The sequence below is a fragment of the Pseudomonas sp. GM17 genome (genome assembly GCF_000282175.2).
GTDB classification, from domain to species: Bacteria; Pseudomonadota; Gammaproteobacteria; order Pseudomonadales; family Pseudomonadaceae; genus Aquipseudomonas; species Aquipseudomonas chlororaphis.
Map to the genome: position 1 here is coordinate 3,165,426 of NZ_CP124732.1, position 19,593 is coordinate 3,185,018.

Sequence of the window (19,593 nt, forward strand, 5' to 3'; positions counted from 1 at the left end):
ATAAATAGATATATTTTGTGGTCTTTCTTCTGCTTCCAAACATTCAGTTCGGGGCTTAAGTGGATGACCTGTAAGCATTTCACTAGAAGTCATCGACGAATGAAGCGACCATACCGTCCCACACAGCCTCACACCCTGGAGTCAGCGTGCCGCAACACACCCCCGATCTTCCTCCCGAACTCTTGCCCCTGGCCGAAATGCCGCTGCTCAAGCGCTTGGCGGCCAGGTTCTTCGGTCATGGCCTCAGTCGCTTGCGCGCCCAGCATCGCGCGTCCTGGTTGCATGGCCAGGCGGACGGCTTTCGCAGCGGGCATACCGCCGGGGTGGAATACGGTTACCAGGAGGGCAAGGCCGAAGGTCTGGAGCAGGGTCGTCAGGTCCTGCTGATTCGCGACAGCCGCTCCACCGAGCATCCGGCGCCCGGGGTAGACGATTATCTGTTCGACGACTGGCGCCTGCCGCTGAGCGCCGAACTGAAGAAGCGCATCAAGGCCGATGTTGGCCGCCTGCTGCCGGCCCATGCCCAACCCAGCAGCGCGCAATGGAAGATGATCTTCAGCGAAACCCCGTCCACCTCGGTGATTGCCGGCGCTGGCGCGGGCAAGTCGACTTCCCTGGTCCTGCGCATCCTGCTGCTCAATCATTACCTGGGCTTCGAGCTCGACTCGATGACCGTGGTGACCTTCACCCGCGAGTCGCGCAAGGACTTCATCAACAAGCTGATGGAGGTGTTCGCACTCTGGGGCCGGCCCCTGGGCCTCAAGCAGGCGCGGGAGCTGGTGCGCACCTTCCACTCGCGCATCCTGCCGATGGTCCGCAGCCTGCCGGGTTTCGAGCGCCTGCAGGCGTTCGAGAACCTCAGCGATCGTCCGGTGGCGGGGGATCTGGAGGTCGACAGCAATCCCTTCGACCTGCGGATCAACGACGCCCAGCGCAAGCACCTGAATGCCTGTTACCACGCCCTGCACCGGCGTGACGGGCGTTTTCGCGAAGCGATCAAGCCGTTGCTGCGCCATGCCCTGCAACTCAAGGAGCTGGAGCGCGATCACCCGGACGTGCAAAAACGCATGGCCGTGACCGAACTGGCGGCCAAGCGCGACGAAGAGCTGTGCGACACCCTGGAAGACCTGTGGTTTCGTGCCGGAGCCTGGCCGATCAAGGGCATCGAGCCGAACCGGCAGACGGTCGAGATCAACGGCTCGCAGTTCCATTGCCATGGCTACGTCGCCGAGCTGGATGCCTGGGTGGTGCTGGGGTTCGACCCTCGGGAAAACCCGCAGTTGAGTCGCCCCGGATCGAAGCTTTCGGTGCGCGCGGAGTGGGCGGTAAAGCGCACCCTGTTTCAAGCTTTCTGCCGTAAGCCAATAATTTGGCTGGATAGTTACGATTCGGCCAAGCGCGTCCTGTCGTCCCTGGGCGGGGATGCCAGTGCCGGGCCGGGCTTCGATTACAAGGTCAAGGGTGAGCTGGCTTCGGCGCCGTTGCTGGACTGTTTTGTCGCCGCGGCCGGGTTTATCGAGAACCTCGGGCTGGACGTCTCGGTGGCCGTGGGCCAGATGGTGTTTGCCCGGGACGACCCGGACCGCTTTTTCTTCGAGGCACTGAGCCTGTTCTGGCGGGCGCTGGATGATCATCTGCTCGACCAGTCGCCGCCGATCATGAGCTACAACCGCATGTTCGCGCTGTTCGGCGAGAATACCCCGGAGAACTTCAAGCTGCTCAGCGATGAGTGCTTGCGGCCGATGTCGCACCTGATGATCGACGAATTCCAGGACGTCTCGCCGCAGATCGTCTCGTGGATTCGCGCCAGCCTGCGCGAGATCCGCAGTCGCGGGCCGGCCATGCATGTCGGCCGCGGGGCACAGCGCTCGTCGTTGCTCTGCGTAGGGGACGACTGGCAGTCGATCTACGGCTGGCGCGGCAGTTCGCCGAAATTCTTCATGGAGTTCAACAAGGAATTCCCGTCGCCGGCCACCACCCGAGTGATGCTCAGCGAGAACTATCGCAGCCACCAGCACATCATCGACGCTGCGGAACATATCGTCCGCGCCGCGCCGGCGATTGCCGGGAAGAAGGCCAAGGCCAGCGGCGAACCCAAGGAAGTGTTGCCGGTGAATGTGCTGGACCGCGACGACCAGGGGCTTGCAGCACGGCTGGCGGAGCACTATCGCAATGGCGATTCAATCTTGATGTTGTTTCGAAAAAGTAGCGATAAATCATTGATTGAAGAGCATATTTTGCCAATAGTTAATGTTGATTCTAGATTGCCGGCCCAGGACCGACGCCTCAAGCAACTGACCTATCACAGCTCCAAGGGCTTGCAGGCGGATGCGGTGTTCCTGCTGGGCGATTGCCAGCACCTGACCAGTTCGCCCTACAAGAACCAGGTCTATCGCATGGCCGGGCTGGGCAAGGATGGCGACAGCGAGCCCTACGACAATGCGCAGAAGGACGAGACCTTGCGCCTGGCCTATGTCGGCATCACCCGGGCGGTGAAACATTGCTACTGGTATGTGGACCGCCCGGACACCCAGGCGGCCAATGCACCCAAGGCGTCGGACCGGGTTCCCCAGGGCAAGCCGTTCTTCGCCGACCTGCGGGCCTGAAAAAGCCCGCGCGATGGCGGGCTTGAAAACAGTCTGGAGTGGCCTGGGGCCAGGAGCAGAGCGATCTTAGGCTTTCAGCGCGAGTGGCGGCATGAAAGCCTCCAGCTCGTCTTCCACCGCCTCGATTATTCGCTCGACATCGGTGGCGTTCATCACGGTGGCGCAGGGGATGCCGGCAATGGCGATCATGGTCTCGCCGCTGGCACGATCGAAGAGCCGGGCGATCATGCTGCCGGGTGCATCCATGCTGGCCTCGAAGCCCATGGGGTGAAAATGCCAGCGCATCAGCTGGCAGGCGTTGGGAAAGGTGACTTTACTGGCGGAGACTCTATTCATGGATTGCCCACCTTGATCATTGAGCGCTTCCTTGTGCTCGCGGTAGGTACGGAAGGACCGTCACTGGACCAACCTGTGGAGCTTTTAAAAATAGCACCGGGATATGACATTCAACGGTTTTTTTCAGGCCGTTTGGCGATTGTCTGGCACTTTTTTGATGCAGGTCATTTCCGCCTGCGATTTAGGCAAAACGCCAGTATCCAGGGGCCATGCATTGGCCATTGAAGCGTTGGACGAACTTCGGCAAGCTGCGCCTTTCCGTCCCCTGAGCCCTATATCTGCCCCTATGTCTTCCCTTGATGATGGCCCGGCGCAAACCCAGGCCACCGGCGAGACGGTGCTGCGCTATCACCTGTGCTGGAAGCACCGCGACCTCGATGGCGTCATGGCGCTGTATCACCCGCAAATCCAGTACAACGACTTTTTCCAGAACCGCACCCTGGGCCTGGACGAGTTGCGCGAATACGTGCGCAACAGCATGCCGCGCGCACCCGATGAGGCCCTGGAGCACAGCGACCGCATCCGTCTGGACGGCAACACCGCGTTCATTCAATACCAGGTGACTCTGCGTGGCGGGCAGGGTCTGGTGTCGTTTCGCGCCAGCGAGGCGATCACCGTGCGCGACGGCCTGATCTGGCGCGTCAATGAATACGCCTCGCTGGTGCGCGAGGCTGTGTCGGGCAAGGCCCAAGGTAGCGCGCGGCCGGCGGTCAGTCGCCTGGGGCTGTCGCCGCGCCAGCTGAGTTTCATGGCCGAGGACCTGCAGCAGTACTTCGAGCGCCAGCAGCCGTACCTCGACCCCGAGCTGGACCTGCAGCGGGTGGCGAAGGAGTGCGGCTACAGCCGCAACCAGATCTCCTACCTGCTCAACCAGGTGCTGGGGCAGAGCTTCTACCGCTATGTGAACCAGGCGCGCCTGCAGCATCTGCTGGCGGCGCTGGACCAGGCGACGCCGCCGGTGCGCATCGACGAGCTGGCGTTCGCCGCTGGCTTCAACTCGCTGTCGGCGTTCTACAGCTGTTTCCGCCAGCACACCGGCCTGTCGCCCAAGGCCTACGCCAAGCAAATTTCTTTGCGTGCACGCGCGCAAGACAACCCCTGAGCCCAGGCACTAGGATCGACGCCATCGAAGTTCGGGTGGTGGAGTGCGTGTATGCCTGCGTGGCGCAATATCAGTTTGTGGATGGATCAGCTCGACGAGCCGCTGCTGGCCCGGCCGTCGCTGGAGCAGGACCTGGATGTCGACGTGGCGATCATCGGCGCCGGTTATACCGGGCTGTGGACCGCCTATTACCTCAAGCGCCTGGCGCCGCCCCTGAACATCGCCATCGTCGAGGCGCAGACCGCCGGCTTCGGCGCCTCCGGGCGCAACGGCGGTTGGCTGATGGGCAACCTTTTGGGGGAGGACCGGTTGCTGGCCGGGCTGAGCCCCGAACAGCGCCGCGCCTCCTTCGACCTGCTGCACGGCATTCCCGATGAAGTGGCCATCGTCCTTGAACGCGAAGGCATCGACTGCGACTACCGCAAGGGTGGGGTGCTGTACTGCGCGGCGCGTTACCCCGAGCAGGAAATCACTCAGCGCCGCTACCTGGACAAGCTCTACCGCCAGGGCCTCGACGAGCGCGACTACCGCTGGCTGAGCCCCGAGCAACTGGCCCGGCAGATCCGCGTGGCCAAGGCCTACGGCGGCATCTACGCGCCCCATTGCGCGACCATCCAGCCGGCCAAGCTGGTGCGCGGCCTGGCCCGGGCCGTGGAGCGCCTGGGCGTGCCGATCTACGAAAACAGCCCGGTCAGCCACTGGCAGGCCGGCAGCCTGCAAACCGCCAAGGCCAGCGTGCGTTGCCGCTGGATAGTGCCGGCGGTGGAGGGCTATTCGGTGACCTTGCCGCCCCTGGGCCGTTACCAGCTGCCGGTGCAAAGCCTGCTGGTGGCCACCGAGCCCTTGTCGGCCGCGACCTGGGACGAGATCGGCCTGAGCCAGGGCCAGGCGTTCAGCGAAAGCAGTCGCCAGGTGACCTACGGCCAGCGCACCGCGGATAACCGCCTGGTGTTCGGCGCCCGCGGCGGTTACCAGTTCGCCGGCAAGCTGCGTCACGACTTCGACCTGACCCGCAGTGAAGTCGAGTTGCGGCGCTACCTGTTCAGCGAGCTTTTCCCGCAGCTGAACAATGTGCGGATCACCCATTCCTGGGGCGGCAACCTGGGCATGTCCCGGCACTTCCGGCCGCACATGCTCTGCGACCGCCAGCGCGGCATCGCCTTGTCCGGCGGCTACGGTGGCGAAGGCGTGGGCGCCAGCAACCTCGGCGGGCGAACCCTGGCCGCATTGATTCTCCAGAGCAACAACGAATTGACCCGCCAGCCCTGGGTGATCCCCGAAGGCGGCCTCGACGCCTTGCGCGCCTGGGAGCCAGAGCCGTGCCGCTGGCTGGGCTACAACGCGATCATTCGCAGCTTCGTCCATGAAGACCAGACCCTGGCCAACCCGGCCACGCCGCCCTGGCGCCGACGGCTGGCCAGCCGGGTGGCGGGCTTCATGGAAGGCCTGATGCACTAACCAGGTTTTTGACAGCGGTTTTTTCCATCGACAGGTAGCGCCATGAGCATCACTCAATTCAAGAACACCGCCCACGTCACCCTGGAGCAATCGACTCCGGTGGCCGTGCCCCTGGGCAGCCCGGTCGCTGGTGGGCACTTCTTGTTTGGCAATAGAGAAGATTGAACTCCTAAGCAGGAAATATGTTGTACGTCTCCACTACAGATGTCCTGGGCGAGCTGGTGGCACGCACCGATGCGCATCGATGGGCCTGGTGCATAGCGTGGTGGTGATCGCCGCCAATGTTGCGGACATCACCCAGGTCGACAAACTGCTGCACGGCGAGGAAAACAAATGTTGCGCTACTTCAGACCATCCTTAGCGGCGGGCTGATTAGGCGCAAAAAACCGTACGCAAAACTTTTCGTTATACCGAATGCCTTTGCGTTTCAGTTTGTTAATTCGGAAACGGAATTTGCGTCGCTTTTCCGGCAGGCTAGAGTCTAAATCTCACAGCACATTGATGTGCCTCTTGCACGGATGCACGGAGACTGGCGGCCTTCCCCTCGTCACAGGCAGGCCGCCTTGAAACAGGGAGTGTTATGAACAAGCCGATCAAGAATATCGTCATCGTGGGCGGCGGCACTGCGGGCTGGATGGCCGCCTCGTACCTCGTCCGGGCGCTCCAACAGCAGGCGAACATTACGCTCATCGAGTCTGAAGCGATCCCCCGGATCGGCGTGGGCGAGGCGACCATCCCGAGTTTGCAGAAGGTGTTCTTCGACTTCCTCGGGATACCGGAGCGGGAGTGGATGCCCCAAGTGAACGGCGCGTTCAAGGCCGCGATCAAGTTCGTGAACTGGAGGAAGTCTCCCGACTCCTCGCGCGACGATCATTTCTACCATTTGTTCGGCAACGTGCCGAACTGCGACGGCGTGCCGCTTACCCACTACTGGCTGCGCAAGCGCGAACAGGGCTTCCAGCAGCCGATGGAGTACGCGTGCTACCCGCAGGCCGCGGCGCTCGACGGCAAGCTGGCGCCGTGCCTGCCTGACGGCACCCGCCAGATGTCCCACGCGTGGCACTTCGACGCGCACCTGGTGGCTGACTTCTTGAAGCGCTGGGCCGTCGAACGCGGGGTGAAGCGCGTGGTCGACGAGGTCGTGGACGTTCACCTGAACGAGCGCGGCTACATCTCCAGCCTGTTCACCAAGGAGGGACGGACGCTGGAGGCGGATCTGTTCATCGACTGCTCCGGCATGCGGGGGCTCCTGATCAATCAGGCCCTGAAGGAGCCTTTCATCGACATGTCCGACTACCTGTTGTGCGACAGCGCGGTCGCCAGCGCCGTGCCCAACGACGACGCGCGCGAGGGGGTCGAGCCGTACACCTCCGCGATCGCCATGAACTCGGGGTGGACCTGGAAGATTCCGATGCTGGGCCGGTTCGGCAGCGGCTACGTCTTCTCGAGCAAGTTCACCTCGCGCGACCAGGCCACCGCCGACTTCCTCAACCTCTGGGGCCTCTCGGACAATCAGCCGCTCAACCAGATCAAGTTCCGGGTCGGGCGCAACAAGCGGGCGTGGGTCAACAACTGCGTCTCGATCGGGCTGTCGTCGTGCTTTCTGGAGCCCCTGGAATCAACGGGGATCTACTTCATCTACGCGGCGCTTTACCAGCTCGTGAAGCACTTCCCCGACACCTCGTTTGACCCGCGGTTGAGCGACGCATTCAACGCCGAGATCGTCTATATGTTCGACGACTGCCGAGATTTCGTCCAAGCGCACTATTTCACCACGTCGCGCAAAGACACGCCGTTCTGGCTCGCGAACCGGCACGACCTGCGGCTCTCGGACGCCATCAAAGAGAAGGTTCAGCGCTACAAGGCGGGGCTGCCGCTGACCACCACGTCGTTCGATGATTCCACGTACTACGAGACCTTCGACTACGAATTCAAGAACTTCTGGTTGAACGGCAACTACTACTGCATCTTTGCCGGCCTGGGCATGCTGCCCGACCGGTCGCTGCCGCTCTTGCAGCACCGGCCGGAGTCGATCGAGAAGGCCGAGGCGATGTTCGCCAACATCCGGCGCGAGGCCGAGCGTCTGCGCACGAGCCTGCCGACGAACTACGACTACCTGCGGTCGCTGCGTGACGGCGACGCTGGGCGGTCTCGCGGCCAGCGCGGGCCGACGCTCACGGCGCAGGAAATCCTGTAGTGGAACGCACCTTGGACCGGGTAGGCGCATTCGCAGTCACGCACGCGGCAGTGGCGGCCTGTGATCCGTTGCAGGCGCGCGCGCTCGTTCTCCAGCTGCCGGGCCTGAACCGTAACAAGGACGTGCCGGGCATCGTCGGCTTGTTGCGCGAGTTCCTCCCGGCGCGCGGCGTGCCCTCCGGCTGGGGCTTCGTTGAAGCCGCCGCCGCGATGCGGGACATCGGGTTCTTCCTGGGGTCGCTCAAGCGGCACGGACACGAGCCCGCGGACGTGGTGCCCGGCCTTGAGCCGATGCTGCTCGACCTGGCGCGCGCGACCGACCTGCCGCCGCGCGAGACGCTCCTGCATGTGACGGTCTGGAACCCCACGGCGGCCGACGCGCAGCGCAGCTACACCGGGCTGCCCGACGAAGCGCACCTGCTCGAGAGCGTGCGCATCTCGATGGCGGCCCTCGAGGCGGCCATCGCAGTGACCGTCGAGCTGTCCGATGTATCCCTGCGGTCGCCCGCATTCGCGCAAGGGTGCGACGAGCTGGAAGCCTATCTGCAGAAAATGGTCGAATCGATCGTCTACGCGTACCGCTTCATCTCGCCGCAGGTCTTCTACGATGAGCTGCGCCCCTTCTACGAACCGATTCGAGTCGGGGGCCAGAGCTACCTCGGCCCCGGTGCCGTAGAAATGCCCCTCTTCGTGCTGGAGCACGTGCTGTGGGGCTCGCAATCGAACGACCAGGCTTATCGAGAATTCAAAGAGACGTACCTGCCCTACGTGCTTCCCGCGTACAGGGCGGTCTACGCTCGGTTCTCCGGAGAGCCGGCGCTCATCGACCGCGCGCTCGACGAGGCGCGAGCGGTCGGTGCGCGGGACGAGCACGTCCGGGCTGGGCTGACAGCCCTCGAGCGGGTCTTCAAGGTCCTGCTGCGCTTCCGGGCGCCTCACCTCAAATTGGCGGAGCGGGCGTACGAAGTCGGGCAAAGCGGCCCCACAATCGGCAGCGGGGGGTACGCGCCCAGCATGCTCGGTGAACTACTCACGCTCACGTATGCCGCGCGGTCCCGCATCCGCGCCGCGCTCGACGAATCCTGATGCGCGCGACCAAGTGTTATCTCACAAGGAGAGTTTGCCCCCATGACTCAGAAGAGCCCCGCGAACGGACACGATAGCAACCACTTCGACGTAATCATCCTCGGTTCGGGCATGTCCGGCACCCAGATGGGGGCCATCCTGGCCAAACAACAGTTTCGCGTGCTGATCATCGAGGAGTCGTCGCACCCGCGGTTCACGATCGGCGAATCGTCGATCCCCGAGACGTCTCTCATGAACCGCATCATCGCCGATCGCTACGGCATTCCGGAGCTCGACCACATCACGTCGTTCTACTCGACGCAACGCTACGTCGCGTCGAGCACGGGCATCAAGCGCAACTTCGGCTTCGTGTTCCACAAGCCCGGCCAGGAGCACGACCCGAAGGAGTTCACGCAGTGCGTCATTCCCGAGCTGCCGTGGGGGCCGGAGAGCCATTATTACCGGCAAGACGTCGACGCCTACTTGTTGCAAGCCGCCATTAAATACGGCTGCAAGGTCCACCAAAAGACTACCGTGACCGAATACCACGCCGATAAAGACGGCGTCGCGGTGACCACTGCCCAGGGCGAACGGTTCACCGGCCGGTACATGATCGACTGCGGAGGACCCCGCGCGCCGCTCGCGACCAAGTTCGGGCTCCGCGAAGAACCGTGTCGCTTCAAGACGCACTCGCGCAGCCTCTACACGCACATGCTCGGGGTCAAGCCGTTCGACGACATCTTCAAGGTCAAGGGGCAGCGCTGGCGCTGGCACGAAGGGACCTTGCACCACATGTTCACGGGCGGCTGGCTCTGGGTGATTCCGTTCAACAACCACCCGCGGTCGACCAACAACCTGGTGAGCGTCGGCCTGCAGCTCGACCCGCGGGTCTACCCGAAAACGGACATCTGCGCGCAGCAGGAATTCGACGAGTTCCTCGCGCGGTTCCCGAGCATCGCGGCGCAGTTCCGGGACGCCGTGCCGGTGCGCGACTGGGTCAAGACCGACCGCCTGCAGTTCTCGTCGAACGCCTGCGTCGGCGACCGCTACTGCCTGATGCTGCACGCGAACGGGTTCATCGACCCGCTTTTCTCCCGGGGGCTGGAGAACACCGCGGTGACCATCCACGCGCTCGCGACGCGCCTCATCAAGGCGCTGCGCGACGACGACTTCTCCCCCGAGCGCTTCGAGTACATCGAGCGCCTGCAGCAAAAGCTTCTGGACCACAACGACGACTTCGTCAGCTGCTGCTACACGGCGTTCTCGGACTTCCGCCTATGGGACGCGTTCCACAGGCTGTGGGCGGTCGGCACAATCCTCGGGCAGTTCCGGCTCGTGCAAGCCCACGCGAGGTTCCGCGCGTCGCGCGACGAGGGCGACCTCGATCACCTCGACAACGACCCCCCGTATCTCGGGTACCTGTGCGCGGACATGGAGGAGTACTACCAGTTGTTCAACGACGCCAAAGCCGAGGTCGAAGCCGTGAGCGCCGGGCTCAAGCCGGCGGAGGAGGCCGCGGCGCGGATTCACGCCCTCATCGACGAGCGAGACTTCGCCAAGCCGATGTTCGGCTTCGGGTACTGCATCACCGGGGACAAGCCGCAGCTCAACAACTCGAAGTACAGCCTGCTGCCGGCGATGAAGCTGATGTACTGGACGCAAACCAGAGCGCCGGCAGAGGTGAAAAAGTACTTCGACTACAACCCGATGTTCGCGCTGCTCAAGGCGTACATCACGACCCGCATCGGCCTGGCGCTGAAGAAGTAGTCGGCCGATGAACGACATTCAATTGGATCAAGCGAGCGTCAAGAAGCGTCCCCCGGGCGTGTACGACGCGACCACGCGCCTGGCCGCGAGCTGGTACGTCGCGATGCGCTCGGACGACCTCAAGGACAAGCCGACGGAGTTGACGCTCTTCGGCCGTCCGTGCGTGGCGTGGCGCGGAGCGACGGGGCGGGCGGTGGTGATGGACCGCCACTGCTCGCACCTGGGCGCGAACCTGGCTGACGGGCGGGTCAAGGACGGGTGCCTCCAGTGCCCGTTTCACCACTGGCGGTACGACGAGCAGGGCCAGTGCATTCACATCCCCGGCCACAGCCAGGCGGTGCCCCGGCTGGAGCCCGTGCCGCGCGGGGCGCGCCAGCCGACGTTGGTCACCGTCGAGCGATACGGCTACGTGTGGGTCTGGTACGGCTCCCCGCAGCCGCTGCACCCGCTGCCTGAAATCGCCGCGGCCGACGTCGACAACGGCGACTTTATGCACCTGCACTTCGCGTTCGAGACGACGACGGCGGTCTTGCGGATCGTCGAGAACTTCTACGACGCGCAGCACGCGACCCCCGTGCACGCGCTCCCGGTCTCGGCCTTCGAGCTCAAGCTCTTCGACGATTGGCGCCAGTGGCCGGAGGTTGAGTCGCTGGCCCGGGCGGGCGCGTGGTTCGGTGCCGGGATCGACTTCACCGTGGACCGGTACTTCGGCCCCCTCGGCATGCTGTCGCGCGCGCTCGGCCTGAACATGTCGCAGATGAACCTGCATTTCGATGGCTACCCCGGCGGGTGCGTCATGACCGTCGCCCTGGACGGAGACGTCAAATACAAGCTGCTCCAGTGTGTGACGCCGGTAAGCGATGGCAAGAACGTCATGCACATGCTCATCTCGATCAAGAAGGTGGGCGGCATCCTGCGCCGCGCGACCGACTTCGTGCTGTTCGGGCTGCAGACCAGGCAGGCGGCGGGGTACGACGTCAAAATCTGGAACGGGATGAAGCCGGACGGCGGCGGCGCATACAGCAAGTACGACAAGCTCGTGCTCAAGTACCGTGCGTTCTACCGGGGCTGGGTCGACCGCGTCGCGAGTGAGCGGTGATGCGTGAAGCCGAGCCGGTTTCGGCCGTATCGCTGCGCCAGGCGCTCGCGAAGCTGGCGAGCGGCGTCACGGTCATCACGGCGTACGGCGCGGCGGGCCCGCTTGGGTTCGCGGCCACCCGCTGCGTGTCGGTGTCGCTCTTGCCGAGGCATTCATGACTATCTGGCTGTTGCAACTCGTGCTGGTGATCGCGCTCTGCAACGTCTGCGGCCGCATTGCCGAACGGCTCGGCCAGTGCGCGGTCGTCGGCGAGATCGCGGCCGGTCTGCTGTTGGGGCCTTCGCTGTTCGGCGTGATCGCACCGAGTTTCTACGACCTGTTGTTCGGCCCAAGTGCGCTGTCAGCGATGGCGCAAGTCAGCGAAGTCGGCCTGATACTGCTGATGTTTCAGGTCGGTCTGCATATGGAATTGGGCGAGACGCTGCGCGGCAAGCGCTGGCGCATGCCCGTCGCGATCGCAGCGGGCGGGCTCGTCGCACCGGCCGCGATCGGCATGATCGTCGCCATCGTCTCGAAAGACACGCTCGCCAGCGACGCACCGGCGCTGCCCTATGTACTCTTCTGCGGTGTCGCACTTGCGGTCTCAGCGGTGCCGGTGATGGCGCGCATCATCGACGACCTGGAGCTCGGCGCCATGATGGGCGCACGGCACGCAATGTCTGCCGCGATGCTGACGGATGCGCTCGGATGGATGCTGCTTGCAACGATTGCCTCGCTATCGAGCGGGCCTGGCTGGGCATTTGCGCGCATGCTCCTCAGCCTGCTCGCGTATCTGGTGCTGTGCGCGCTCCTGGTGCGCTTCGTGGTTCGACCGGCGCTTGCGCGGCTCGCATCGACTGCGCATGCGGCGCGCGACCGTTTGGCCGTGTTGTTCTGCTTCGTAATAGCGTCGGCACTCGCGACATCGCTGATCGGATTCCATAGCGCATTTGGCGCACTTGCGGCGGCGCTGTTCGTGCGGCGCGTGCCCGGCGTCGCGAAGGAGTGGCGCGACAACGTCGAAGGTTTCGTCAAGCTTGTGCTGATGCCGGTGTTTTTCGCGTATGCGGGGCTGCATGCGTCGATCGGCACGATCGACGACGCAGCATCATGGATATGGTTCGGTGTATTCCTCGCGGGCGGATTCATCGGCAAGTTCGGCGGCAGCTATCTGGGCGCGCGTGCCACCGGGCTTGCGCCACACGATGCGATGCTGGTGAGCTCGTTGATGAATACGCGCGGCTTGATGGAGCTGATCGTCCTGTCAATCGGTCTGCAGATGCAGATCCTTCCGCCAAGGGTCTACACGATCCTCGTGGTGTTCGCGCTGGTGACCACGGCGCTGACCGCACCGTTGATTCGATTCACGCTGCGCGTGCAATCGCGCGCAATGAGCCAACAGGCTGCCTGAGCCAGCTTGAGGGGAGAGATCACCATGAATGCCGCCACCGAAACCAAGGCTCACGATTTGCTCGATGCCGAGGGCCGCGGTGTCCGCGAACTGCGCAACTTGCTGGGGCAGTTCGCTACCGGTGTGACCGTGATCACCACGCGCACCGCTGACGGCCGCAACGTCGGTGTGACCGCCAACTCGTTCTCCTCACTGTCGCTGTCGCCGGCGCTGGTGCTCTGGAGCCTGGCACGCACGGCACCGAGCCTGAAGGTTTTTTGCTCGGCGAGCCACTTCGCCATCAACGTGCTGGGCGCGCACCAGCACCACTTGTCGGAGCAGTTCGCACGGGCAGCAGCTGACAAGTTCGCCGGTGTAGCTCATTCCTATGGCAAGGCGGGAGCCCCGGTGCTGGACGATGTGGTGGCAGTGCTGGTATGCCGCAACGTCACCCAGTACGAGGGCGGTGACCACCTGATCTTCATTGGCGAGATCGAACAATACCGATACAGCGACGCAGAACCGCTGGTCTTCCATGCAGGCCAATACCGGGGGCTGGGGAGCTGGAACAGAAAGTGCTCTTAAGCTCGAATAGCCCGGTTTGTGTGATCTTTTGGCGGGAGGGGGCACTGATCTTCGTCTGGATTGCGTAGTGGCCGCAGTTCACCTCGGGCGACTTCTTCCGGTACCGCAAAGAAGTACTGCCCCAACATATTGATGGGCTCGAAGATCAGCGACGACAACCTAGCCAGATCCTCGTCCTGTACCGGGTAGCCGTGCTGTTTTAACTGTAGTGGTCTAATGAAACAGGACACCCATTTAGGCGAGAATGCTCGCCAGATAGAGGTGTCTGATGACCAAGCAACGTCGTTCATTTTTCGCTGAATTCAAACGCGAGGCCGCAGGCCTCGTGCTTGATCAAGGCTATAGCCACATCGAAGCCTGTTCTCCACTTAGGCCGACAGCCTGATCGGCCCGGCCATCAAGAACGACACCAAGGTCTACCCGAGCCCGGACATGATGGGCAAGCTGTTCGCCCTGGAAGCCATGCCGCTGAATATCGACCGGATTTGCACCCGGGTGTGGAACAAGATCCGCACCGGCAGTTGAAGCAACGCCACCGCTCCCCGATCTGGCGACCGCCGTCGGGGAGCGGCGTTTTTATTGCTTTATCTTCAGGCGCATCGCCAGCATCACCCCTAGCACTGCGGCGGCTAGCACCAGCGCCGCGGGGGCGGACCAGCCGGCATAGGCGACGGCGGCGCTCAGGGCGATGGGCGCGAGCACCTGGCCCAGATAGTTGCCTTGCATCACCAGGCCCAGGCACAGCGGGATCAGCGCGGGCTCCGGAGAGGTCAGCGAGGTGCTGGCGAGAAGGGTGGCGGGCAGCATGCCGGCCACCGCGCAAAAGAAGAAACACAAAGGGATTACCAGGCCGGTCGGCGTGACCGAAAGAAAGATCCCCATCCCGAAAAGCCCCATGACGATACTGGTGCCGGCGAGCAGGGCTTGTGGGCGGACGCCCCGTGACAGCAGCAGGCCGGCGCTGAGGTTGCCGACGATATTGACCGCCACCACCGCGGCGCTGACCACCCCGGCGCTGGCGATCGACAGCCCGACCCGCTGCATCAGGAACACCGGCAGGAAGGCCATCACCGCGAAGAACTGCAGGTTGTAGGCGGTGAAAATCAGCGCCATCAGCAGCGGCTGGCGGGCGCGCAGCACGCTGCTCAGCGAGTGGCGCAAAGCGGATTGCGCCTGGCGGCGCAGCGCCAGCGGGTCCCTGGGCGTGGTCAACGGCAACAGCAGCGCCGCCAGCAGGGTCAAGGCCGCGCCGGCGATCCAGCTCTGTTGCCAGCCGCCCAGCAGCGGCCCGATAAGCATCGAGGTGCCGATACCGAACGCCATGAAGGTGCTCCAGATGCCGAACACCAGGTGGCGTTTGTGCGCCGGGACCAGGCGATTGAGCACCGCCGGCGCCGCGACCACCACGATGACGAAGCCCAGTCCTTCGACAAAACGCGTGGCCAGCAGCCCATGGAAGTCGTGCAGGCTGGAGCCCAGCGCGCTGGCGGCGCACATGATCAGCAGGCCGAGGGCCAGCAGATAGCGGTCGCCCCAGCGCTGCACGAGGATGCCGGCGGCGATGCCACCGAACACCCCGACCAAGGGGAAGGCCGACATGACCCAGCTCAGGGATTCCAGGGACCGGCCGAATTCCTGCTGCAGCTGCGGCAGGGCGATGGTGGCCTTGCCGATATGCAGCGCCGCGGCAATGCCGGCAAACAGCACGTTGAACACGGCGGGCCAATACCCGGTATCGGCGACGGCGTAGCTGAGGGTGTCGGGCTTGGTTGAGGTCATGGGCTTCTCCGAAAGCAGGCGGGCGGGCGAGGATCGCCGGGGTGAGGCGCGCCAATGGGTCGGAGCCGACTCTAAAAGTTAAAGTTAACTTCAAGTCAATCGGTAAAAACGGGATGCAGCGTTCTACCCATCGCACCATTGAGCCGTTGATCTCGCTGGACGAAGGAGCCAGGCGAACGGTGCTGTCGGGGTTGGCGTGCCGGCGCCCGGTGGGGCGCCGTGGGTGAGGGAGGGCGTCTGCCGTCAGATGAGCTGCGTATTCTCCGGCAGCAGGGCGCCGCCATCGACGATCAGGGTCTGCCCGGTGATATAGCCGGCCTGCTCGGACGCGAGGAACAGCATGGCGTGGGCGATGTCCTGCGGGCTGCCCAGGCGCTTGAGCGGGATGCTGGCGGCCAGGGCCGGGGAGTCGCCGAGGTTGGCCATGGCCTGGGTGGCGATCAGCCCGGGTTCGACGCCATTGACGGTGACCCGGTGTTCGGCCAGTTCCAGGGCCGCCGCGCGGATGAAACCGTTGACCCCGGCCTTGGACGCGGCGTAGTGGGACAGCCCGGGAATCGCCGTGCGCGGCCCGGTCACCGAGGAGGTGATGACGATGCGCGGATGCTCGGCCCGGCACAACGCCGGCAGCGCCGCCTGGGTCAGCCAGAAACAGCTCTTGAGGTTCACCGCCAGGGTCGACTCGAGGATTTCATCCCTCAGGTCGCGCAGGTTTTCCATCGGGAACACCGCGGCGTTGTGGATCAGCAGGTCCAGTCCGCCAAAGACCCTGAGCGTGGCGGCCACCGCCTGGTTGGCCGCGGCCCGGGTGCTCAGGTCCACGACCAGCAGCTCGGCGCTGCCGCCGGCTTCACGGATCAGGCGCAGGGTTTCGGCGCCCGAGGCTTCGCTGCGGGTGGCGAGCAGCACCTTGGCGCCCTGGGCGGCAAAGACTTGCGCGATGGCGCGGCCAATGCCCTGGCCGGAGCCGGTGACCAGGGCGATACGGCCGCTGAGGTCGAGGATCATGGATGTTCTCCTTGAGTGACGGTGCCCAGGCATTCGTCCAGCAGGCGGTTGTGCAGGTCGACGTCGTCGCTGGTGGCCGCCGGGCAGATCAGCGCCATGTTGTGGAACGGGGTCAGCAACACCCCGCGGTTGAGCAGGTAGAGATGCAGGTAGGCCTCGATCAGGCCATGACGGGCATGGTGGGCTTCGCCGCCGTTGCGCGGCGCGTGGTCCATGAACAGGTATTCGACCCGGGCGCCGATCCGCGTCACGTGCCAGGGCAGGCGATGCTTGGCGATCAGCGCCTGGACCCCGGTCCGCAGGCGTTCGGCCAGGGCGATCATGTGCGCGTAGTTGGCCGCGCTCATGACCTCGCTGAAGGTGGCGCGCATGGCGGCCATCTGCAGGGCGTTGCCGGCCAGGGTGCCGCCGAAGCCGAAGTGGTTGATCGCCTGGCCGGGCTGGAAATGCGGCAGCACCTGCCAGATGCGCTCGGCCATGGCCTGGCTGGCGCCCCACACCGCGGTGGGGATGCCGCCGGCGATGCACTTGCCGAGCACGAAGAAGTCCGGTTGCAGGCCATGTTCGCCGCTGTAGCCGGCGGGGCCGCAGGAGATGGTGTGGGTTTCGTCGATGATCAGCGGCACATCGAAACGCCGGGTCAGCTCGCGCAAGCCGTCGTGGAAGCCGGGGGCGGGCGGGACCATGCCGACGTTGGTCATGAAGGGCTCGGTCAGCACCGCGGCCACGTCGCCGTGGGCCAGTGCCGCTTCCAGCGCCGGCAGGTCGTTGAACTCCACCAGCCGGGTGGTGGCGTCGTGGCGCAGGCCATTGGCGTGCACGCCTTCGCGGGGAATCATCTGCCCGCTGGCGTCGAATTCGACCTGGGACTCGTCGACGCTGCCGTGGTAGTTGCAGTTGAACACCAGCACTTTCTCCCGCCCGGTGATCATCCGGCACAGGCGCAGCACAAAGCGGTTGGCGTCGGTGGCCGAGGTGGTGACTTGCCAGAACGGCAGGCCGAAGCGCCGCACCAGTTCCTGGCCGACCCACAGGCTGTCGGCGGTCGGCAGCATCAGGGTCGAGCCGTGCCGGGCCTGATGGGCGATGGCCTCGGCCACGGCGGGCTGGCCATGGCCGAACATGGCGCCGGTGTCGCCCAGGGCGAAGTCGACGTAGCGGTTGCCGTCGCAGTCGGTCAGCGTCGCGCCCTGGGCGTCGGCCACCAGGATCGGGTACAGCCCCGGCCATTGCTGCATCCAGTGCAGCGGCGCGCCGTACAGCCAGTGCTTGAGGTTTTCCCGGTAGAAGCCGGCGGAACGCGGGTGGCGTTCGGCGAACAGTTGCAGCTCTGATTGGTAACGGCTGGCGACGCGGTCGAGGTTGAGGCCGAGGGTCATGGTCGAAGTCCTGGGATAGAGGGTTGTCGCTGACAGGCTTTTGTAGCCGCTGGCGAAGGCTGCGATCGGCCCGAAGGGCGGTAAAGGCAGCGGCTACAGGAGCAAGTGTCTGGGTAGCCGCTGCCGAGCAACGCGAGGCTGCGATCGGCAACGCAGTTGCCGCGAAACCTGCGCTTGCGGTGTGTCAGGCCGAGCGCGTTTTGCGGATCGCGACAGGTAGTATCAGATGTAAGCGGTGCGGTTCAGCACATGGGCGAGGGCGCCCACCGGGAAGTTGCTGGGTGCGGCGAAGTCGCTGCCCTGGTAGCCGAAGATCTTGCCATCGGTCCTGCCCGCTTGCAGGTCGATCAGCACCAGGCCCAGGGTCGGCACGATCTTTTCGCGCCAGACGAACAGGTACAACTGTTCGGCGAGCTTGTAGTAATGGCAGCGGTCGGTGTCCGCCAGGCCCTGCTCGACGCCCTTGAGGCACTGCCAGCTGTAGAAGTTGCGGTTCAGGTAGACGTGCTCGTAGGCCTCGGTGGCGCTGTAGACGTACTGGTTGCGCAGGCCGACCAGCTCTTCGGTCAGCGCGTGTTGCGGGCTGCTGGCGGTCAGTGGCGTGTCGATGCTGCCGTGGATGAACTGGGCCTGGACGCTGGTCAGCTCGCGGCCGGACAGGGCGCGGCTGAACAGATCGACCCGGGTCTCGGCCTGGCTCGGCATCTGCCCGATCACCGCGGTGAAGATGTTCCGGCCCAGGTCGAGGATCAGGCTTACCGAGTGGATCTGGTGGTTCTCCGACTTGAGAAAGTCCACCAGGTAAATACCGGAACGTATTGAAGTGGCTCGATAAGTCGTCTCGCCGCTGGCTTGGTTCTCAGTGTCCTGCCAATGCAGCGAGCGTGAGCCGAAAAGGTGTTCGATGCGCCAGCCATTGGCGAAATGCAGGGTCAGGCTGCGGCCGTTGAGGTCATCCAGGCTGGGCAGGATATGGTTATCGGCGGCAAAGCCTTCGGCCAGGGCGCCAACGGTAATCCATTCGGGTTGCAGGTTCATGAGGGCGGACCTTGTCGATGAAGGAGAACCTCATGTTCATCGCGCAAGCCGTTGTTGCCCATCAACCGAATGGTTGAGGCACGGCGGTTTTTACAGGAACAGCGCGCTCACCAGCTCGGTGCGGTTGTTCACCCCGACCTTGCGGAACAGGTTGATCAGGTGGGTCTTGACCGTCGGCAGGCCCAGCGCTAGCTGTTGGGCGATGGTCTTGTTGCAGGCGCCGTCGCGCAGCAGTAAGGCGATCTGCCGCTCCCGGGGCGTAAGGGCCTGCAGGCGTTCGTCGTGGCGCGAATAGGGCGCCTGGGCGGCGATTTCCAACAGGCCTTGCAGTGCCTGCAGGGTGCTCAGCTCGTCTGGCCGGAACGGGCCCAGGCTGGCATCGCGCAGCAGGGACAGGCCGGCGATCGGGCTGCCGTCGGCATTGCGCGCGAGGATTTCCACCACATCCAGCACCCCATGGCGTTGCAGGAAACCCTGGTAGACCTCGGTTTCGTGCCGCCCCTGCTGGGCCATGCCCATGTGCAGCGACAGCACCGGGCGGCCCGCCGCCACGCAGTTGCGCGGCCGCAGCGGGTCGTAGTGCCGGTAGCGTTGCAGGTAGGCCTCATGCATCTGCGGGCTCATGTGGTACAGCGAAAAATGCTCGGCCTGCAGTTGCGCGTCGATGCGGTAGAAGGCGCACAGGGTCGCCGGCACCACCCGGGTAAAGGCGCTGATGCAGCGTTGGCCAAGCTGTTGGGCATCCGGCTGGGCGGTTGGCGTATGCATGGGACGACTCCCTCTTCATGAACGGCCGATAAAGAGGG

The 19,593-nt window shown here is 64.3% G+C and carries 16 protein-coding genes and 4 pseudogenes; 13 read left to right on the forward strand and 7 right to left on the reverse strand.

Translation table 11 applies throughout. From position 1 onward, the window contains the following. Positions 1 to 146 precede the first annotated feature (146 nt). Positions 147 to 2,606 carry a UvrD-helicase domain-containing protein gene (locus tag PMI20_RS14460; protein WP_007924809.1) on the forward strand — a complete coding sequence of 820 codons (2,460 nt, stop codon included), beginning with the start codon at positions 147 to 149 and terminating at the stop codon, positions 2,604 to 2,606. Positions 2,607 to 2,672: 66 nt separating this feature from the next. On the opposite strand, the gene PMI20_RS14465 is transcribed toward PMI20_RS14460, so the two are convergent. After that, positions 2,673 to 2,942, reverse strand: a complete 270-nt coding sequence (locus tag PMI20_RS14465) for a DUF1652 domain-containing protein (RefSeq protein ID WP_007924808.1) — start codon at positions 2,940 to 2,942, stop codon at positions 2,673 to 2,675. A gap of 286 nt (positions 2,943 to 3,228) precedes the next feature. On the opposite strand from PMI20_RS14465, the gene PMI20_RS14470 reads away from it, so the two are divergent. The 11 genes and pseudogenes from PMI20_RS14470 (at position 3,229) to PMI20_RS14515 (ending at position 13,583) form a co-directional block, all read left to right on the forward strand. Then, on the forward strand, positions 3,229 to 4,044 hold the full coding sequence (locus PMI20_RS14470) for a helix-turn-helix domain-containing protein (RefSeq protein ID WP_007924807.1): 816 nt from the start codon (positions 3,229 to 3,231) through the stop codon (positions 4,042 to 4,044). 51 nt (positions 4,045 to 4,095) lie between these two features. After that, on the forward strand, positions 4,096 to 5,502 hold the full coding sequence (locus tag PMI20_RS14475; RefSeq protein ID WP_007924806.1) for an NAD(P)/FAD-dependent oxidoreductase: 1,407 nt from the start codon (positions 4,096 to 4,098) through the stop codon (positions 5,500 to 5,502). 42 nt (positions 5,503 to 5,544) lie between these two features. Then, a pseudogene (locus tag PMI20_RS14480) lies at positions 5,545 to 5,631 on the forward strand (cupin domain-containing protein); the annotation flags it as partial. Between the two features lie 118 nt (positions 5,632 to 5,749). After that, a pseudogene (locus PMI20_RS30965) lies at positions 5,750 to 5,857 on the forward strand (IS5/IS1182 family transposase); the annotation flags it as partial. Between the two features lie 225 nt (positions 5,858 to 6,082). Then, positions 6,083 to 7,699, forward strand: coding sequence for a tryptophan 7-halogenase PrnA (prnA, locus tag PMI20_RS14485; RefSeq protein ID WP_007924804.1), 1,617 nt, complete (start codon positions 6,083 to 6,085; stop codon positions 7,697 to 7,699). Continuing rightward, positions 7,699 to 8,784 (forward strand): monodechloroaminopyrrolnitrin synthase PrnB, encoded by a 1,086-nt coding sequence (gene prnB, locus PMI20_RS14490; RefSeq protein ID WP_007924803.1) that lies wholly within the window; start codon positions 7,699 to 7,701, stop codon positions 8,782 to 8,784. The genes prnA and prnB overlap by 1 nt, the downstream gene beginning before the upstream one ends. A 42-nt stretch (positions 8,785 to 8,826) precedes the next feature. Next, entirely contained in the window at positions 8,827 to 10,530 is a 1,704-nt protein-coding gene (prnC, locus tag PMI20_RS14495) for a monodechloroaminopyrrolnitrin halogenase PrnC (protein WP_007924802.1), read from the forward strand. Between the two features lie 7 nt (positions 10,531 to 10,537). Further along, positions 10,538 to 11,629, forward strand: a complete 1,092-nt coding sequence (prnD, locus tag PMI20_RS14500; RefSeq protein WP_007924801.1) for an aminopyrrolnitrin oxygenase PrnD — start codon at positions 10,538 to 10,540, stop codon at positions 11,627 to 11,629. Next, on the forward strand, positions 11,629 to 11,787 hold the full coding sequence (locus PMI20_RS14505; RefSeq protein ID WP_007924800.1) for a flavin reductase family protein: 159 nt from the start codon (positions 11,629 to 11,631) through the stop codon (positions 11,785 to 11,787). The genes prnD and PMI20_RS14505 overlap by 1 nt, the downstream gene beginning before the upstream one ends. Next, on the forward strand, positions 11,784 to 13,019 hold the full coding sequence (locus PMI20_RS14510; protein WP_007924799.1) for a cation:proton antiporter: 1,236 nt from the start codon (positions 11,784 to 11,786) through the stop codon (positions 13,017 to 13,019). The genes PMI20_RS14505 and PMI20_RS14510 overlap by 4 nt, the downstream gene beginning before the upstream one ends. A 24-nt stretch (positions 13,020 to 13,043) precedes the next feature. Further along, entirely contained in the window at positions 13,044 to 13,583 is a 540-nt protein-coding gene (locus PMI20_RS14515) for a flavin reductase family protein (RefSeq protein ID WP_007924798.1), read from the forward strand. Here the strand turns inward: PMI20_RS14515 and PMI20_RS14520 are convergent. Continuing rightward, positions 13,580 to 13,789 (reverse strand): annotated as a pseudogene (locus PMI20_RS14520) (hypothetical protein); the annotation flags it as partial. The gene PMI20_RS14515 and the pseudogene PMI20_RS14520 overlap by 4 nt on opposite strands. 166 nt (positions 13,790 to 13,955) lie before the next feature. Between PMI20_RS14520 and PMI20_RS14525 the strand changes: the two are divergent. Continuing rightward, positions 13,956 to 14,108 (forward strand): annotated as a pseudogene (locus PMI20_RS14525) (spermidine/putrescine ABC transporter substrate-binding protein PotF); the annotation flags it as partial. A gap of 51 nt (positions 14,109 to 14,159) precedes the next feature. Here the strand turns inward: PMI20_RS14525 and PMI20_RS14530 are convergent. From PMI20_RS14530 to PMI20_RS14550, 5 genes are all read right to left on the reverse strand, one after another. Then, positions 14,160 to 15,362 (reverse strand): MFS transporter, encoded by a 1,203-nt coding sequence (locus PMI20_RS14530; RefSeq protein ID WP_007924794.1) that lies wholly within the window; start codon positions 15,360 to 15,362, stop codon positions 14,160 to 14,162. Between the two features lie 243 nt (positions 15,363 to 15,605). Continuing rightward, positions 15,606 to 16,370 (reverse strand): SDR family oxidoreductase, encoded by a 765-nt coding sequence (locus PMI20_RS14535; protein ID WP_007924792.1) that lies wholly within the window; start codon positions 16,368 to 16,370, stop codon positions 15,606 to 15,608. Continuing rightward, positions 16,367 to 17,749, reverse strand: coding sequence for an aspartate aminotransferase family protein (locus PMI20_RS14540; protein ID WP_007924790.1), 1,383 nt, complete (start codon positions 17,747 to 17,749; stop codon positions 16,367 to 16,369). Before PMI20_RS14540 ends, PMI20_RS14535 begins: the two co-directional genes overlap by 4 nt. Before the next feature lie 222 nt (positions 17,750 to 17,971). Next, complete coding sequence (locus tag PMI20_RS14545) at positions 17,972 to 18,787, reverse strand: molybdenum cofactor biosynthesis F family protein (RefSeq protein ID WP_007924788.1); 816 nt, start codon at positions 18,785 to 18,787, stop codon at positions 17,972 to 17,974. A 90-nt stretch (positions 18,788 to 18,877) separates the two neighbouring features. Beyond that, positions 18,878 to 19,555, reverse strand: a complete 678-nt coding sequence (locus tag PMI20_RS14550) for a helix-turn-helix transcriptional regulator (RefSeq protein WP_007924787.1) — start codon at positions 19,553 to 19,555, stop codon at positions 18,878 to 18,880. Positions 19,556 to 19,593: the final 38 nt, after the last annotated feature.

Coding starts and splice junctions, on each gene's coding strand:
- prnD (WP_007924801.1), top strand. CDS start 10,538: ATGAACGACATTCAATTGGATCAAGCGAGCGTCAAGAAGCGTCCCCCG.
- PMI20_RS14545 (WP_007924788.1), bottom strand. CDS start 18,787: ATGAACCTGCAACCCGAATGGATTACCGTTGGCGCCCTGGCCGAAGGC.
- prnC (WP_007924802.1), top strand. CDS start 8,827: ATGACTCAGAAGAGCCCCGCGAACGGACACGATAGCAACCACTTCGAC.
- PMI20_RS14465 (WP_007924808.1), bottom strand. CDS start 2,942: ATGAATAGAGTCTCCGCCAGTAAAGTCACCTTTCCCAACGCCTGCCAG.
- PMI20_RS14540 (WP_007924790.1), bottom strand. CDS start 17,749: ATGACCCTCGGCCTCAACCTCGACCGCGTCGCCAGCCGTTACCAATCA.
- prnA (WP_007924804.1), top strand. CDS start 6,083: ATGAACAAGCCGATCAAGAATATCGTCATCGTGGGCGGCGGCACTGCG.
- PMI20_RS14550 (WP_007924787.1), bottom strand. CDS start 19,555: ATGCATACGCCAACCGCCCAGCCGGATGCCCAACAGCTTGGCCAACGC.
- PMI20_RS14530 (WP_007924794.1), bottom strand. CDS start 15,362: ATGACCTCAACCAAGCCCGACACCCTCAGCTACGCCGTCGCCGATACC.
- PMI20_RS14505 (WP_007924800.1), top strand. CDS start 11,629: ATGCGTGAAGCCGAGCCGGTTTCGGCCGTATCGCTGCGCCAGGCGCTC.
- PMI20_RS14510 (WP_007924799.1), top strand. CDS start 11,784: ATGACTATCTGGCTGTTGCAACTCGTGCTGGTGATCGCGCTCTGCAAC.
- PMI20_RS14535 (WP_007924792.1), bottom strand. CDS start 16,370: ATGATCCTCGACCTCAGCGGCCGTATCGCCCTGGTCACCGGCTCCGGC.
- PMI20_RS14515 (WP_007924798.1), top strand. CDS start 13,044: ATGAATGCCGCCACCGAAACCAAGGCTCACGATTTGCTCGATGCCGAG.
- PMI20_RS14470 (WP_007924807.1), top strand. CDS start 3,229: ATGTCTTCCCTTGATGATGGCCCGGCGCAAACCCAGGCCACCGGCGAG.
- PMI20_RS14475 (WP_007924806.1), top strand. CDS start 4,096: ATGCCTGCGTGGCGCAATATCAGTTTGTGGATGGATCAGCTCGACGAG.